Genomic DNA, 15,514 nt, shown 5'->3' on the forward strand with positions numbered 1-15,514 from the left:
CTAGTCCTTCGCGTATTCCCAGAACGTCGGCCCGGTCGGCTCGTTGAAGTCGCCCCGGGCGACGAGGTAGCCCTCGTCATCGACGCCGATGGGCAGCTGCGGCAGCGGCCGGTGGGCCGGGCCGAAGATGACCTTGGCGGCGTCGGACGCGTCGAACGTGGACTGGTGGCACGGGCACAGGATGCGGTGCGTGGTGCGCTCGTAGAGCGCCGCCGGGCAGCCCACGTGGGTGCAGATCTTCGAGTACGCCACGATGCCCTGGTGGGTCCAGTTCATGTGGGTCTCGTCGCTGCCCTTGCGGACCGGCTGGTCCATTCCGGGCTTCCAGTCCTCTTCCGGCATCTTGATGAGCAGGATGACGGACTTGGCCTGGTCGGTGAGGCTCATCCCGTGCGGGTAGCCCTCGTCGTCCAGAGCGGGAAGCGCGGAGATCATCCCGTACGGGTCGTTCTCCAGGTCCTCGGCACGAAGGTGACGGTGGGTGCCCTCGGCGTACATGCGCATGCCGTCGGTCCACCGGGTCTTCTTCATGAGGTCGCCGGGCACGGGCCCGGTGTCGCGCAGGAGCACCACCGGGGCCAGCCCCAGCGGGAGCATGGCCGCGATGAGCGTACGGCGCATCAGCGGACGCTTGGTGAAGCCGCTCTCGTCGGCGCTCTTCATGAAGAACTCGCTGAAGGAGCTCTTCTCCTCCTCGCTGGAGGGAAGCTCGTCGTAGGGAGAGGCCACCTCGTAGTGGGGCATCACGTTGCGCGCCCACACCGTCATACCGGCACCGATACCGAACATGGCGATGGCGAGGGTCCCGCCGAGCAGCAGGTTCGAGTACTGGCCGATCTGCGGGTCCGCGATCGCGGGCTCCCCCGCCGCGTTCGGCGGGAAGAGGAAGTACGAGACCAGGAAACCGATCCCCGCCAGGAAGGCGATGATGAACCAGGCCGAGGCGAGCTTCTCGCCGCGGCGCTGCTGCTCCTCCGGGTGGTGGTGGGTCTCCGAGGCCAGGTACGGCCCGTTGTGCTCACGCTCGGCGTGAGACGAGGTCTCGGTCACCACGTCCGTGGTGTCCTTCGGGGTGCCGACCACACGCTCGTCGGCCCCGGCCTCGTTGTTGTCATTGTTGTTGTTCTCAGTCATGGGCACGCTGCTTCGCGGTGATCCAGATCGCGCAGGCGATGATCAGGGTCAGACCCACGGTCCACCCGATGAAGCCCTCGGCGACCTGGCCGACTCGCTCCAGGTCGAAGATGCCGCCGGCGTTCGGTTCCGCCTGCAACGTCTTCACATAGGAGATGAGCTCCTGCTTCTCGTCAGGAGCGATGACGCCATCGCTGAACATCGGCATGGCGCCGGGTCCGCTGACCATGGCCTCGTAGATCTGACGCGGGGTCGAGTCGTGGATCTCCGGGGCCCACCGGCCGTCGGTGAGGGCGCCGCCGCCACCGGACCAGCTGTGGCAGTGCGCACAGTTGGTCAGGTAGAGCTTCATGCCCATGTCGACGTCGTCGGCGCCTTCGATGTAGGAGTCGTACTCCGCCTCGTAGTCCTCGATGGCGGCCTCGTAGGCCGCCTGGTCCTCGAAGTCATCGGCCTTGGGAGGCGTACCCGGAACGTCGTAGGGCACGTCGGCGCCACTACCGTCGGTCCTGATCGACTCGTCGTAGTAGGCGATCAGGTTGGCCAGGTCCTCCTCGGACATGACCATCGGCTTGCGCGGCATCTGGGAATCGGGGTCCATCGACGGCATACGGCCGGTGCTGACCTGGAAGTCGATGGCGGCCGATCCGACCTCACGGAGGTCGGGACCGTTCAGGGCCGAACCCGAACCGTCCAGGCCGTGGCACGAGGCGCACGTCTGGTCGAAGATGGCCTTGCCCGCGGCGGTGTCCACGTCCTCGGGGGACGGGGCCTCAGCCGAAAGCGTCTGCGCGCTTGCCTGGTCCGCGGTGGGGGCCAGAGAGGCGTACCCCACCCCGAACAGGGCTAGCGCGAGGATGACGACGACATACCCCGCCAGGGGATGCCGTCGCCGCGCGGTAATCCATTTCACGGTTTCCCCGTTTCGGGTTACTGGATGAAGTAGATGGTGAAGAACAAAGCGACCCAGACGACGTCGACGAAGTGCCAGTAGTAGGACACGACGATCGCACTGGTCGCCTGTTGGTGAGTGAAGCGCTTCGCGGCGTACGTGCGTCCCAGCATGATGAGGAACGCGATCAACCCACCGATGACGTGGAGTCCGTGGAAGCCAGTGGTCAGGTAGAACATCGACCCGTAGGCGCTCGACTGGAGAGTCAGGCCCTCGTGGAAGATGAGCTCGTAGTACTCATAGGCCTGTCCAAGGATGAAGAACAGGCCCATGAAGAACGTGATGAAGAACCACATGCGCAGCTTCTTGACGTCACCGCGCTCCGCGGCCCAGACGCCGAACTGCGCGGTGAAGCTGGAAGCCACCAGGACCACGGTGATCGTGGAGGCCCAGGGCACGTTGAGGTGGACGTCCGCCCACTCGCCGAGCTCGGGGTTCCCGTTCGTCACCGATCGGATGGTGAAGTACATCGCGAACAGCGCAGCGAAGAACATGAGTTCGTTGGCAAGCCAAACGATGGTGCCAACACTCACCAGGTCAGGACGCTTTGCCGCACCATGCGCTGGTGCGGTTGCTGTTTTTGGGTTCGCGGTTGCTGTCGCCACGGGAGCATTATTACGGCATCTCGCGAAGGTCCGTACTCGACCCCCCGTAAGGCGACGGATCAGTCCCGGTATCGACCGTCATCGGGGTCACGGGCGGAGGCGTATCCGTGACATGGGCGTTACTGTAACCGCCGCCGGCCCCACTCTCCGCACACGGCGCGCTCACATGCGTGAAAAACCGCGATCCTGCGCGGTTGCGGCGTTCCGTACCCCGCGAGACCGCCCCCGAACCCTCCCTTTCCAACGCCGAGATATCGAAACGATCACCGTTGGGCAACGGCGCCCTCGAGGCCGTCGGACGAAGCCCTTCACGCCCCTGGCATGCTGTGGTGTCGAAGGTCTCAACCTCTCCACCGGTTCCTCGACTCTCCTGGGCCGGCGGGGGCACGAGGCAATAGAGTCGTAGTCATACAGCCAACGAACGCCACGGCCGCACCCCCCACGGCGGCGGCCGCGGACTGACGCGATGGGACGGTTGCGCGATGAGCGGTACGGACACGGACGCCAGGATGCGCGTGCTGGTCTACAGCGACAAGGCGGACACCCGTGAGCAGGTGCGGACGGCCATCGGCCGCCGCCCCGCCACCGATGTCCCCAAGGTCGAGTTCGTCGAGTGCGCGACCGCGCCCGGCGTTCTGCGCAAGCTGGAGTCCAAGGACCCGGCCGAGCGCATCGACGTGGCCATCTTCGACGGTGAGGCCGCGCCCACCGGTGGGATGGGCCTGTGCCGCCAGGTCAAGGACGAGATCTTCCGTTGCCCCCCGGTACTCCTCCTGGTGGGCCGGCGCGACGACGGTTGGCTGGCGACCTGGTCCCAGGCCGACCAGGTGGTGAGCCACCCCATCGACCCGGTCGCGCTCGCCGAGTCGCTGGCCGACCTCATGCGCCGCCGCGTGGCGGCACTCAGCGGGTGACCCGGTGGGGCGTGCGGAACACGGCCTGGTGAAGGCCGGAGGGGACGACGGCGCGAGGGACATGCGCCGTGGCCTCATGGTGGGCGGAGCCCTCAACCACGGCGCGAGTACCGGGCGATGGCGCGGCCGCGCCCGGATCCTCGCCCTTCCCCGCCCGGGTCGTTGAGGGGCGGGCACCTCACCCGTGCCCGCCCGACGACCCCGTTCCCACGCCCTTCCATCAGGAGTAGCCCACATGAACGTCCCCGCATCGTCCGCCGCGGAACGGAACGCCGTCGATACCGGCGCTCCCGTCGGAGATTCCTCCTCCGTCGAGGAGCGCACCTGGTCCAACCTGATCACCGCCCTGCTCGGCGGCGTCTCCCTGAGCGCCTCCGACACCGAGTGGGCGATGAACGAGATCATGTCCGGGTCGGCGACCGACGCGCAGGTGGCGGGGTTCGCCATCGCCCTGCGCGCCAAGGGCGAGAGCGTGTCCGAGGTGACCGGTCTGGCCCAGGGCATGCTCGACAACGCCGTGCGGATCGAGATCCCCGGCCCGACCCTGGACATCGTCGGCACCGGCGGCGACCGGGCCCACACGGTGAACGTGTCCACCATGGCCGCGATCGTGGCCTCGGCCGCGGGCGCCCGGGTGGTCAAGCACGGCAACCGCGCCGCCTCCTCCTCGTGCGGGACCGCCGACGTACTGGAGCGGCTCGGCGTGGTCCTGGACCTGGCGCCGGAACCCACCGCCCTGCTGGCGGAGAAGGCGGGGATCACCTTCTGCTTCGCCCCGCTGTTCCACCCCTCCCTGCGTTACGCGGCCAAGCCCCGTCGTGAGCTGGCGGTGCCGACCGTCTTCAACTTCCTGGGGCCCCTCACCAACCCGGCCCGGCCGACCACCTCGGCGATCGGGGTGTTCGACGAGCGCATGTGCGAGGTCATCGCCGGGGTCTTCGCCCGTCGCGGTTCCTCGGCGCTGGTGTTCCGCGGCGACGACGGTCTGGACGAGCTGACCACGACCACCACCTCCACGGTGTGGGTGGTCTCCGAGGGACGGGCCCGCCGCGAGCGGCTGGACCCGACCGACCTGGGGATCCCGCGCTCGGCCCCGGACGCCCTGCGCGGAGGCGACGTCGACTTCAACGCCCAGGCGGTACGCGACCTGCTCGCCGGCCGTACCGGGCCGGTCCGCGACGCGGTGCTGCTCAACGCCGGGGCCGCGCTGGCCGCGGTGGAGGGCATCGACGGCGATCTGACCGAGGCCGTGCGGGTCGGATACGCGCGCGCCGCCGCCGCGGTCGACGACGGTTCCGCCGAGCGGGCGCTGGAGACCTGGGTGCGCGGCAGCCGGGAGGCGGCCGAGGCCCGCTGAGATCGGGGGACGCCCCCTCGGAACGAGACGGGCGGGGCGCGGTGGATCGGATCCGCCGCGCCCCGCCCGTCTCGGTGTCCGGGCCTACCAGCCCAGGGCGAAGGCCGACTCCAGGTCGTGCTTGGAGTAGGTCTGGAAGGAGATGTGGGTGTCGGAGGAGATCACGCCGGGCACCTTGTTGACCCGGCCGGGGATCACGTCGGCCAGGTCCTCGTGACGGCGGACCCGCACCATGGCGATGAGGTCGACGCCTCCGGTCACCGAGTAGACCTCGCTGACGCCCTCGATCTCGGCGATGGCCTCGGCGACCTCCGGGATGCGGTGGACGTCGGCCTTGATCATGACGATCGCGGTGATCACTGTGCCTCCTGGGCGTTCGTGGTACGTGGGCGGGACGGGGAGGGCGTCGCTCTAGTAGGCGTCGGAGAGCCGTGTTCCGGAGTTCCTGCGCCAACGGAAGGCCACCGGTGCCGCGATCAGCCCCGCGATGAACCCGTAGACGTGCGCCGCGTAGGCCACGCCGGATCCCCCGCCCGGGGCGGTCGAGGATGTGACGTAGAGAAGATACTGAAGCGCGAAGTAGCTGCCGACCACCGCCCATCCGGGCAGCCTCATCGGGACGACGCCGAACACGAGCGTGGTCACACGGCTGCGGAACTGGACCACCAGATAGGCCCCGAGCACCCCGGAGATGGCGCCGGAGGCCCCGATCATGGGCACCCCGCCGTCCATGTCCACCAGCGCGTGCCCGTAGACGGCGACGACCCCGGTCAGCACGTACAGGAGCAGGTAGCGGAGCCTGCCGATACGGTCCTCGACCACCGGTCCGAACACGAACAGGTAGACCATGTTGCCGAGCAGGTGCATGGCGCCGCCGTGCAGGAACATCGAGCTGAGCACCGAGAACCAGACGGATTTGCCCTCGATCCCCCCGCATTCGGGGGTGAGCGGTTCGGCCAGGGCCGCGCGTCCGAGGATCTCGTCCGGGATGGCCCCCCAGCGCATGAAGTAGGCGTCGACGGCGCAGAACCGTTCGAGCATGTCGGCCGGGTACCAGACGGCGGTGGCCGCCTGTGGGGAGAGCAGGTAGACGAGGACGTTCGCGGCGATCAGGCCGTAGGTGACGACCGGTGCGCGGCGGACGGGATAGTCGTCATTGAGCGGAAGCGCGGCCATGGGCCCAGTGTGTCATCCGATCGTGGGCTTCGGCGCTCCGCAACGGGCATGTCCACTCACCTTCGATCTCGATCAGGTGGGTGCCGGGGGTGGTGAGCCAGTCCAGGATCAGCTCGCCCTCCTCCGCCGTGGCGTTGGGCACCGGTCCGGGACCGGGCGGAACGCGTTCGGCGGTGGCGGTGAGCGAGTTCAGGAAGGCCGCCGGGTCGGTCCCCGGGGTCAGGACGGCGCAGGAGGCCAGACGTCCGTGGCGGACCACGATCGTCTCCCATCCCCGGTCCCCCGGCCGGGAGGCGACCAGGTGGGGCACCGAGGCGAGCGCCGTCAGACGTTGGGACCGCCGGGCGCCCCGGAGGAAGGCCACGAGACGGTCGCGCAGACTCGCCGCCTCCTCGTAGCGCAGCTCGGCCGACAGTTCTCCGATCCTCGCGGTGAGCGCGTCCACCACCACAGCGGGGTCGGCGGTCATGGCGGTGCGCGCCTCTTCGGCGTGGACCCCGTACTCGTCCCGCCCCTGGGTCCCGTCGCAGGGGGCGCCGCAACGCCCCAGTTGGGCGAGTACGCAGCGTGGCACCGTACGTTCGGGCGGGGCGAAGGTGTGGGTGCACTGTCGCAGGGGCAGGGCGTGCAGTAGTGCCTCGCGGGCCTCGTCCGCCTCGCGGGCGGAACGGTAGGGACCCAGATAGGGGGCGCCGTCGTCCTTGACCGAACGGACCACCGCCAGACGCGGGTAGGCGTCGGTGGTGAGTTTCACCCAGCGGACGTTCTCCGGGTTGCGCGAACGCCGGTTGAAGGGGGGTTTGCGTTCGGCGATGATGCGCAGCTCACGGACGGAGGCCTCCAGGTCGGTGGCGCAGACGATCGGGGTGACCGCCTCGACCAGACCGGCCATCTCGCGGATCCGGCGGCGGGACTCGGCCGCGGTGAAGTAGGAGGCGACCCTGCGTCTGAGGTTGTTGCTCTTGCCCACGTACAGGCTGTGGCCCCGGGAGTCGGTGAACACGTACACGCCCGGACGGTCGGGCAGGTCCTCGGCGAGGTGCCTGCGGGCGCGCTGGGCCTTGGTCGGTGGTTTGGAGACCGCCCGCAGCTCCTCCAGGGAGGTGGCGCCCAAGGGGACGAGTTCGGAGATGAGCCCGCCGAGCACGTCCACGGTGGCGCGGGCGTCGTCCAGGGCTCGGTGATCGGGGGTGACGGAGGCGCCGTAGTAGGCGGCGAGGGTGCCCAGCCGGTGGTTGCGCACCTTGGGCACGGGCAGGAGGGCCCGGGCCAGCCGCAGGGTGTCGACCACCGGCGGCGCCGGCCACTCCAGCGCCTCGCGTTCGCAGGCGGCCTTCAGGAAACCGGTGTCGAAGGGGGCGTTGTGGGCGACCAGCACACTGTCGGGATCCTCGGTGAGGAAGGCCAACAGCTCGGGCAGGACCTTCTCGATCCGGGGCGCCGTCGCCACCATGGACTGGGTGATCCCGGTCAGGAGGGTGACCTCGGCCGGAATGAGGGTATCGGGATCGACCAGGGTGGTGTACTCGTCCAGGATCTCGCCGTCACGGACCCGCACCGCGCCGACCTCGGTGATCCGGGACCTCGACGCGCTGGTCCCGGTGGTCTCCAGGTCGACGACGACGAAGGTGACCTCGGACAACGGGGTGCCGAGGTCACCGATGCTGGTTTGGACGCCCGAGGGCGTCACGGACTGTCGAACCACCCGGTCAGAGTAGTCGGGGGGCACGACCGAACCTCTCCGGGAGAACGCCCGACCCTCCCGACGTGGAAAGATGTGGGCACCGGGGGCACCGGGACGCCAGAGGGCGCTCGGCCCCATGACGATGACGACGACAACGAGGAGGAACCCCGTGGGGATCGCGATGCCGGGTGACAGTGAGCGTTGGCGGTGCACGGGGTGCGGCAATCTCACGCGGTTCGACGTGACCCGCACCGTCCGCTCCCAGGACTACGTGCACCAGGAGCTGTCGGGCGCCGGTGCCGTCGAGGAGCGCAACGTGCTGTCGGAGACGATCGAACGGGTGCGGTGCCGCTGGTGCGGCGCCACCGACAGTGTGGAGATCGTCCCCCGCCCCGACGCCGACCGGTCGGACTCCGACCCTTCGGCGGAGAGCCCGACGGGTCTCGCATGAGTGGCGGCCCGGAGGCGGGCGGCCGGACCGACGGAGAACCGATCGACCGGAGCGGGGCCTCCGACTCCGACGACGACCCCGCCGAGCGGCTCTTCCGTCCCCTGCCCGAGACGGTCCGTGCCCGGGTGGTGGAGTACGGATCCGACGTGCTGGGCGGGATGCGCACGGCCGATCTTCCGCCCGTACTGCGCAGGGTGGCCAGGTTCGAGCCCCGGCGCAGGGCCAGGTTGGCCGGTCCGCAGATCGCCGCCCAGTTGGAGAACGACGCGGACTTTCGCGCGTTGGTCGCCTCACGGGTGGAACAGGTCTGGCCCGAGCTCGCCGAGGGGATGCGCGCGGGGGTCGTCCCTCCGGCCGCCGATCCCGTGGCCGTGGCCGCCTGCGCCTATCTGCTGCGTCCGCCCGGCTGGCCTCGGATGATCGAGGACGTCCACCAGGAGTTGGAACGGCGCAACAACGCCAAAGAGGTGGACGAGGCCGCCGAGGCCCTGGAGGAGGTGCGCCGGGAGCTGGAGGAGACCAGGCGCGGTCACCGCTCGGAGACGGACCGTCTACGTGCGCAGATCTCCGACCAGCGCACCGAGATCGCCGAACTGCGCCGGAAGGTGCACAACGAGCGGCAGCGCGCCCGAACGGCCACCAGCGAGGCCGAAGAGGCGATGAGCCGGGCCCGGGAGCACGGCAGCGAGACCGAGAACCGGGTCCATTCCCTGGAGAGCGAGAACCGGAGACTCCGGGCGAGGCTGGCCGACGCCGAGGCCCAGGTGGAGAACGCCCGTCGCGCGGTGCGCACGGGACGCAACGCCGACGAGGCCCGTCTCCGGGTCCTCCTCGACGTCCTGGTGGACGCCTCGCACGGTCTGCGACGCGAACTGGCGCTGCCCACGGGGTTGGACAGCCCGGCCGACCTGGTCGCCGCCGCCGGCGACGAACGCCGTCGGGTGTCCTTGGACGGGTTGCCCGACGACGACCCCGGGCTGCTGGAGCACCTGTTGACCGTCCCCCGGGTGCACCTGGTGCTGGACGGCTACAACGTCACCAAGACCGGGTACGGCACGCTCCCGTTGGTCGATCAGCGCAACCGTCTGCTGGCGTCGCTGGAGGGCCTGGCGAGCCGGACCAGGGCCGAGATCACCTGCGTGTTCGACGGCGCCGACGTCGACACCCCTCCGGTGGTCCCGAACCGTCGGGTCCGGCTGTTGTTCAGCGCCCCGGGCGAGACGGCGGACGAGTTGATCGTCCGACTGGTGCGGGCCGAGCCGCCCGGTCGTCCGATCGCCGTGGTGACCTCGGATCAGGAGATCGTTCGGGCGGTCCGCAGGGCCGGGGCCAGGGCCGTCCCCTCCCTGATCTTCCTGCGACAACTGTCCTGAGAGTGCCTGATGGTGACCACGCTCACCCGTGTCACGGGGGGTCTTCGGGCCCTGCCCTGGTTGAGCGGGGAAGGCCGTTCCGCTAGGTTCTTCCCGAACGTGAGTGCCTCATCGGGTAGAAGGCCACCCCTGTGTCCGTCCCCGGTGAGGACCCGCACACTCATGGCAGCCCCGTGACCCACGGGCGCCCCCAGCTTTCGTCTCCCAGACACCCCTGCGGATTTCCCAGACTCAAGGAGCGTGGACCGCCATGAAGAACCCCGGTGGTCGGCGTACGGCTCGCCGAATCGCTACGACCGGCCTCGGCGTGGTCGCCGCCGGCACCTTCATCGCCCCAGGTATCGCACACGCGGAGCCGACCCAGGACGAGGTCGAGGACCGCATCGAGGAGCTGAACCAGGAGGCCGCCCAAGCGGTAGAGGCCTACAACCAGGCCGAAGAGGACTACGAGGCCGCCAAGGCCGCCTTCGACGAGATCGACGACCAGGTCGGCGACGAGGAGGACCGCTACGAGGAGCTTCGCGAGAAGGTCCAGCAGTTCGCCAACGCCACCTACCAGGGCGGCGACCTCAGCTCGACCGCGAACGTCCTCACCTCCGACGGTCCCGAGACGCTCCTGGAACAGAACGCCGACCTGACCTACCTGTCGGAGGCCCAGCAGGCCCAGCTCGACGACTTCGGCGACTCCGCCGAGCGTCTGTTCGCGCTCAAGGACGAGGCCGAGTCCGCCTTGGAGGAGGCCGAGAAGACGAAGGACGAGGCCGAGGAGGCCAAGGAGGAGGTCGAGAAGGCGATCGAGGAGCAGCAGGAGCTCCTCGCGCAGTTCCCCGACTCCGACGCCTCCGCCGAGGGCGCCGACGACAGCGGCGGCCAGAGCCACGCGGGCGGTGGCAGCGGCGGCGCGTCGACGGCCCTGGACTTCGCCTACTCCAAGGTGGGTCTGCCCTACGTGTGGGGCGGCACCGGCCCCAACGGCTACGACTGCTCCGGCCTGGTCCAGGCGTCCTGGCGCGCGGCCGGTGTCGACCTGCCCCGCACCACCTACGGGCAGGCCGACGTGGGCACCCGCATCTACGACATGAGCGCGGTCCAGCCGGGCGACATCCTCTTCTTCTTCGGCGACCTGGGTCACAACGGTCTGTACGCGGGCAACGGGCAGATGGTCCACGCCCCGAGCAGCGGCCGCAACCTGGAGGTCGTCGGGTTGGCCGCCTACTGGGGCGGTCAGTTCCAGTTCGCGGTTCGTCCCTGAACCACTCGTGTCCACGAGGCCGTCGTCCTTCGGGGCGACGGCCTCGTGTTCGTTCCGGCCCCGGACCCCGAGGTTCGTGGAAGCGTCTCGTGGGGCGGGTTTCGGACAGACCTCCCCTTCTTCCAGAACATCACGAAACAGTTGAGAGCCACCCAAGAGATGCACTAGTGTTCGTCGCCGAGCAAGGTCGTTCCTCTTCACCGAACCCCGTCGGTGACGGCCTCGCCCGGGTCGGGCACAGCAGACCCCCTTTCGGTCGTCCTCATCGACTCCGCCCCCGCCCGGTACGCCCGCCTGTTCCCGATCACCGGAGCGGCGGGAGAAAGGTGCTGACCTCGTGTCCGTGTTCTCTGGTGCCCCCGGTCGCCGTTCGGCGACCATCGCCTCGATCGGCGTCGTCGTCCTCCTCGCCTCCTCCGCGGTGGCGCGGGCGGAGCCGACCAGCGACGAGGTCCGTGAGGAGATCGAACGCCTCGAAGAGGAGTTCATCGGACTCAACGCGGCCTACAACGAGGCCAAGGAGGAGCACGAGGCCGCCGAGGAGAAGCTCACCGATCTGCTCGCCGACATCGAGGCCGCCGAGAAGACCGTCGACGACCTGAGCGGCGGGGTACGCGCCCTCGCCAACATCTCCTACATCGGTGTCGACCCGACCTCCCCCACCCAGCTCATCGGCGCCTCCGGCCCCGAGGAGGCGCTGGAGCACCAGGCCGACCTGACCTATCTGTCCGAACAGCAGCAGATGGGGCTCGACCGGTACGTGGACGAGCTCGACCACCTGGAGTCACTGCGATCGGAGGCGGAGAGCACCGAGGAGAGCGCCGCCCAGGCCCTGGAGGAGGCCGAGGAGGCCACCGAGGAGGCCGAGGCCGCCATCGCCGAGCAGGAGGAACTGCTCTCCGAGCTCACCGCGGAGGAACGCGCCGAGGCCACCCGCAACGTCGACAACGGCGGCGAGAGCACGACCACCGGCGGCGGTTCCGGAGGCAACGGCTCCAGTGGCGGCGGAGGCGGTGGCGGCAGCTACACCGGTCCCGCGTCCGGCAACGCCCGCACCGCTCTGGACTTCGCCTACGCCCAGATCGGCAAGCCCTACATCTGGGGCGGCACCGGTCCCGACGGCTACGACTGCTCCGGACTGACCCAGGCGGCCTGGGCCCAGGCCGGTGTGAGCCTGCCCCGCACCACCTACGACCAGATCAACGCCGGACAGCGCGTGTCCTGGGACGACAAGCAGCCGGGCGACCTGCTGTTCTTCTACGGTTCCAGCCCCGACCACGTCGGCCTGTACGCGGGCGACGGCGTGATGGTCCACGCCTCCACCTCCGCGCGCCCCATCGGTACCGTCACCCTCAACGACCACTACCGCTCCAACTTCGTCGCCGCCGTCCGCCCGTAGGGACACCCTCGGCGGGGTGTGACAGGTACCCGCTCCCCCACCCCGCCCCGGAATCACCCGAAGCGAAGCGGAGGCGCGAAGCGAACACGTCCCGCCCCCTAGACTCCTGACGTGTCGCGAACGCTGATCATCACCAACGACTTTCCGCCTCGGGCCGGGGGGATCGAGTCCTTCGTCCACGAGTTGGCGCTGCGCCGGCCGGAGGGGTCGGTCGTGGTCTACTGCTCCTCTCCCGCCGCCGCGGATCGGGCCGGCGATCCCCATTTCGACGTGCGGCAGCCGTTCCCGATCGTGCGGGACGGCGCCGGGGTCCTTCTGCCGACGCCCCGGGTGGCGGAGCGGGCGCGGGTCATCGCCGGGTTGGAGGGGTGCGACTCGGTCCTGTACGGGGCGGCTGCGCCCTTGGGGCTGCTCGCTCCGGCCCTGCGTTCCGTGGCGCGACGCCAGGTGGCGATCACCCACGGGCACGAGACCGGTTGGACGGTGGTCCCCGGGGCCGGGGCGGCACTGCGCGGGATCGGATCGTCGGTGGACACCGTCACCTACCTGGGCGAGTACACGCGGCGTCGGTTGGCGCGTTCCCTCTCCCCCGTGGCGACGGCCCGGATGCGGCGGTTGGCCCCCGGGGTGGACACCGGGCGTTTCCGTCCCGGGGCGGGCGGCGAGGAGGTGCGCGCGCGTCTGGGGCTGGGCGGCCGTCCCGTGGTGGTGTGCGTCTCCCGGATGGTCCCGCGTAAGGGGCAGGACACCTTGATCCGGGCCTGGCCCCGGGTGTTGAAGGACGTTCCCGACGCCGCCCTGCTGCTCGTGGGCGATGGCCCGTACGCGTCCCGGCTCCGTTCGGCGGCGGAGGGCGTCGAGTCGGTGTACTTCACCGGCCCCGTGCGGGCCGAGGAACTGCCCGCACACTACGACGCGGGCGACGTCTTCGCCATGCCGTGCCGGACCCGGAGGGGCGGTCTGGACGTGGAGGGGCTCGGAATGGTCTATCTGGAGGCGTCGGCCACCGGGCTGCCGGTCGTGGCCGGCGCGTCGGGCGGTGCCCCGGACGCGGTCCTGGAGGGCGAGACCGGACACGTGGTGGACGGTTCCCTACCGGGGCCGACCGCTCGAGCGTTGATCCGTCTCCTGAAGGACCCCGACCGCGCCGCCCTGATGGGCGCACGCGGCCGGGAATGGGTGGGTCGTGAGTGGACCTGGGATCGGACCCTCGATCGCCTGGAGAGCCTCCTGAGCGACTCCTGAGCCCCTCGGGGCTCAGGTGAGGGTCCCCCTCACAGGTCCTCGCCGTGGACCGTGCCCGGAGTGGCCGAGCCGTCGGTCACGTGGGGCTCACCGGTCTCGCTGTGGGACAGCCACTCCTCCCAGGAGCGCTGGTAGTAGCCCCAGCCGTTGTCCCACTCCAGTTCGCGGTCGGTTCCGGTGGTCTCGAGGACGTCGCCCATCAGGACCTCGTCGTGGAACCAGCGGGCGTCGTTCGGCGCCATGTTGGTGCAGCCGTTGGAGGTGTTCGCCGACCCCAGGTTCCCCGAGTTCCACGGGGCGGAGTGGGTGAACTCGCCGCTGTTGGAGGTGCGCACCGCCCAGTCGACGTCCAGCCGGTAGTGGCCGGGCGACCCTTCGGGGATACCGACGCTGGCGGAGTCCATCACCATGGACGAGTACTTCTCCATCGTGAGGTGGACGCCGGAGGTCGTGGTGTTGAAGTGGCGGTCGGCCGCCCCGTTGCTCACCGGGATGCTCCGGACCTTCTCCCCGTCCACGGCCACGTTCAGCTCGTGGTCGGGGACGTGCATGGTGGCGATCAGTTCGCGTCCGACCTCGAACTCCAGACGCCGGTCGGTCGTGCCGTAGACGCCGTCGCCCGCCTCCACCCCGGCCAGTCTCAGGTCCACGGTGACCTTCTGGTGGGGTTCCCAGTACTCCTCGGGGCGAAAGACCGCGGTCTCGTCGGTGAGCCAGTTCCAGGCGCCGCGGGTCGCCTCCTCGGAGACGACCTGGATGGAGTTCTCCACCTGGGTCTTGTTGGTCACGGGTCGACCGAAGTCGACGATGACGGGCATTCCCACCCCGACGGTCTGTCCGTCCGCGGGGAAGGTGGAGGCGACCTCCAGGCGTTCCTTCCCGTCGGCCGGGAGGGTGGTGAACTCCGAGACGACCTCGGTCTCCCGGCCGGCCTCGTCGGAGGCGGTGGCGATGACGGTGACGGCGGCGCCCGGCCGCAGGTTCCAGTCCGAGGTCCAACGGTCACCGGTCTCGTTCAGGGTTCCGGTGTGTTCGAGTTCGGGGGCGCTCTCGGCGTCCTCCCCGGTCGTGTCCGCCGAGGCGATCTCCTCGGGTACGACCTGCTCGATCGAGACGTCGGTGATGGTCCCCGAGTCGGTCTCGACCCGGACCGGCGTGTTCGGCGCGATCCCGGTGGCCCCGGGTTCGGGTGTGATGGTCGGCTCCGGCCCCGGGGCGTTCCGCGCGTCCTGGTCCTCTCCGCCCGGGGCACAGGCCGCCAGGAGGGAGAGCAGGGCCGCCCCCGCGATCGCTCGTCGTCTCATACACGGCTTCACAGGACCTCCAACGTCCGTTCCGCGGGGCGTGTATCCGGAGGCGGACGGGCCCGCCGGGGCCCGTTCACCGTGCCCCGGTAGCCAAGGACACCGTGACGAAGAACCCCGGTGTCCGGCGCGGGTCGAGGACCACGCGTCCGGCCACCGGGGCGGTGACGCTGACTATCTACCCAAAGTAGTCAATTCTACCCAGAGAGTGACAGAACCTTGGGCTGCGCTCTAGTGCTGGAACTCCTTGCGGTAGTACTCGAAGATCCAGCCGATCGCGGTGAGGATGATGGCGAAGAAGCCGATGAACACCATCCACCAGCCGATCGCCACACCGACCGCCGTGAAGGCGACGGCCAGGGCGACGAACATCGGCCACCAGCTGTGCGGGCTGAAGAAGCCGTACTCGCCGGCGTTCTCCGCGATCTCGCCGTCGAGGCGCTCCTCGGCCGGGAGGCCGTGGAAACGCTCACTGCGGCGAGCCGCCTGCCAGAGCCAGAAACCGATCATCCAGCCGAAGCCGATGGCCACGACCAGGGCCGTGGATCCGGCCCATTCGATCTCGCCGGTCTCCTGGAGGGACCAGTAGATGTACAGGGCACCGATGAGACCGAAGAAGGTCGAGATGCCCATGAACAGGTAGGCCTGCATCTTCATGTGTGGCCGCC

At 69.7% G+C, this 15,514-nt stretch carries 15 protein-coding genes; 7 read left to right on the plus strand and 8 right to left on the minus strand.

Annotation, left to right across the window (positions count from 1 at the left end; translation table 11 throughout):
* The 3 genes from qcrA to ctaE are packed head-to-tail and all read right to left on the minus strand — an operon-like array spanning window position 1 to window position 2,691.
* A complete protein-coding gene (gene qcrA / locus U9J66_RS24245; RefSeq protein ID WP_014910126.1) occupies window positions 1-1,134 on the minus strand; it encodes a cytochrome bc1 complex Rieske iron-sulfur subunit in 1,134 nt (377 codons plus the stop codon).
* Window positions 1,127-2,047: a cytochrome bc1 complex diheme cytochrome c subunit gene (gene qcrC / locus U9J66_RS24250; RefSeq protein ID WP_014911746.1), complete on the minus strand. Its 921-nt coding sequence runs from the start codon at window positions 2,045-2,047 to the stop codon at window positions 1,127-1,129. The genes qcrA and qcrC overlap by 8 nt, the downstream gene beginning before the upstream one ends.
* 17 nt (window positions 2,048-2,064) lie before the next feature.
* The gene (gene ctaE, locus U9J66_RS24255; RefSeq protein ID WP_169336177.1) at window positions 2,065-2,691 is read right to left on the minus strand and encodes an aa3-type cytochrome oxidase subunit III; all 627 of its coding nucleotides are present in this window, start codon (window positions 2,689-2,691) and stop codon (window positions 2,065-2,067) included.
* A 482-nt stretch (window positions 2,692-3,173) separates the two neighbouring features.
* Between ctaE and U9J66_RS24260 the strand changes: the two genes are divergently transcribed.
* A complete protein-coding gene (locus tag U9J66_RS24260; RefSeq protein WP_017535115.1) occupies window positions 3,174-3,605 on the plus strand; it encodes a hypothetical protein in 432 nt (143 codons plus the stop codon).
* A 235-nt stretch (window positions 3,606-3,840) separates the two neighbouring features.
* Window positions 3,841-4,962: an anthranilate phosphoribosyltransferase gene (gene trpD, locus U9J66_RS24265; RefSeq protein WP_017535114.1), complete on the plus strand. Its 1,122-nt coding sequence runs from the start codon at window positions 3,841-3,843 to the stop codon at window positions 4,960-4,962.
* 84 nt (window positions 4,963-5,046) lie between these two features.
* On the opposite strand, the gene U9J66_RS24270 is transcribed toward trpD, so the two are convergent.
* From U9J66_RS24270 to U9J66_RS24280, 3 genes are read right to left on the minus strand one after another with little or no spacing between them, the layout of a single operon-like run.
* A complete protein-coding gene (locus U9J66_RS24270; RefSeq protein ID WP_014910589.1) occupies window positions 5,047-5,322 on the minus strand; it encodes an Lrp/AsnC family transcriptional regulator in 276 nt (91 codons plus the stop codon).
* 51 nt (window positions 5,323-5,373) lie between these two features.
* Window positions 5,374-6,138, minus strand: a complete 765-nt coding sequence (locus U9J66_RS24275; protein WP_014908810.1) for a rhomboid family intramembrane serine protease — start codon at window positions 6,136-6,138, stop codon at window positions 5,374-5,376.
* Window positions 6,116-7,867 (minus strand): DEDD exonuclease domain-containing protein, encoded by a 1,752-nt coding sequence (locus tag U9J66_RS24280; protein WP_400412612.1) that lies wholly within the window; start codon window positions 7,865-7,867, stop codon window positions 6,116-6,118. The genes U9J66_RS24275 and U9J66_RS24280 overlap by 23 nt, the downstream gene beginning before the upstream one ends.
* A 124-nt stretch (window positions 7,868-7,991) precedes the next feature.
* Between U9J66_RS24280 and U9J66_RS24285 the strand changes: the two genes are divergently transcribed.
* From U9J66_RS24285 to U9J66_RS24305, 5 genes are all read left to right on the plus strand, one after another.
* Complete coding sequence (locus U9J66_RS24285) at window positions 7,992-8,273, plus strand: hypothetical protein (RefSeq protein ID WP_014910911.1); 282 nt, start codon at window positions 7,992-7,994, stop codon at window positions 8,271-8,273.
* Entirely contained in the window at window positions 8,270-9,646 is a 1,377-nt protein-coding gene (locus U9J66_RS24290; protein ID WP_326338858.1) for an NYN domain-containing protein, read from the plus strand. The genes U9J66_RS24285 and U9J66_RS24290 overlap by 4 nt, the downstream gene beginning before the upstream one ends.
* 250 nt (window positions 9,647-9,896) lie before the next feature.
* On the plus strand, window positions 9,897-10,898 hold the full coding sequence (locus U9J66_RS24295) for a C40 family peptidase (RefSeq protein WP_014908707.1): 1,002 nt from the start codon (window positions 9,897-9,899) through the stop codon (window positions 10,896-10,898).
* 337 nt (window positions 10,899-11,235) lie between these two features.
* The gene (locus U9J66_RS24300; RefSeq protein ID WP_014912059.1) at window positions 11,236-12,297 is read left to right on the plus strand and encodes a C40 family peptidase; all 1,062 of its coding nucleotides are present in this window, start codon (window positions 11,236-11,238) and stop codon (window positions 12,295-12,297) included.
* A 111-nt stretch (window positions 12,298-12,408) separates the two neighbouring features.
* The gene (locus U9J66_RS24305; RefSeq protein ID WP_161110191.1) at window positions 12,409-13,542 is read left to right on the plus strand and encodes a glycosyltransferase family 4 protein; all 1,134 of its coding nucleotides are present in this window, start codon (window positions 12,409-12,411) and stop codon (window positions 13,540-13,542) included.
* Between the two features lie 29 nt (window positions 13,543-13,571).
* Here the strand turns inward: U9J66_RS24305 and U9J66_RS24310 are convergent, their stop codons facing one another.
* Window positions 13,572-14,846 carry a L,D-transpeptidase gene (locus tag U9J66_RS24310; protein ID WP_400412605.1) on the minus strand — a complete coding sequence of 425 codons (1,275 nt, stop codon included), beginning with the start codon at window positions 14,844-14,846 and terminating at the stop codon, window positions 13,572-13,574.
* A gap of 231 nt (window positions 14,847-15,077) precedes the next feature.
* On the minus strand, window positions 15,078-15,503 hold the full coding sequence (locus tag U9J66_RS24315; protein ID WP_014908701.1) for a cytochrome c oxidase subunit 4: 426 nt from the start codon (window positions 15,501-15,503) through the stop codon (window positions 15,078-15,080).
* Window positions 15,504-15,514: the final 11 nt, after the last annotated feature.

The sequence above is a fragment of the Nocardiopsis sp. LDBS1602 genome (genome assembly GCF_035818715.1).
In the GTDB taxonomy this organism is placed as follows: Bacteria; Actinomycetota; Actinomycetes; order Streptosporangiales; family Streptosporangiaceae; genus Nocardiopsis; species Nocardiopsis alba.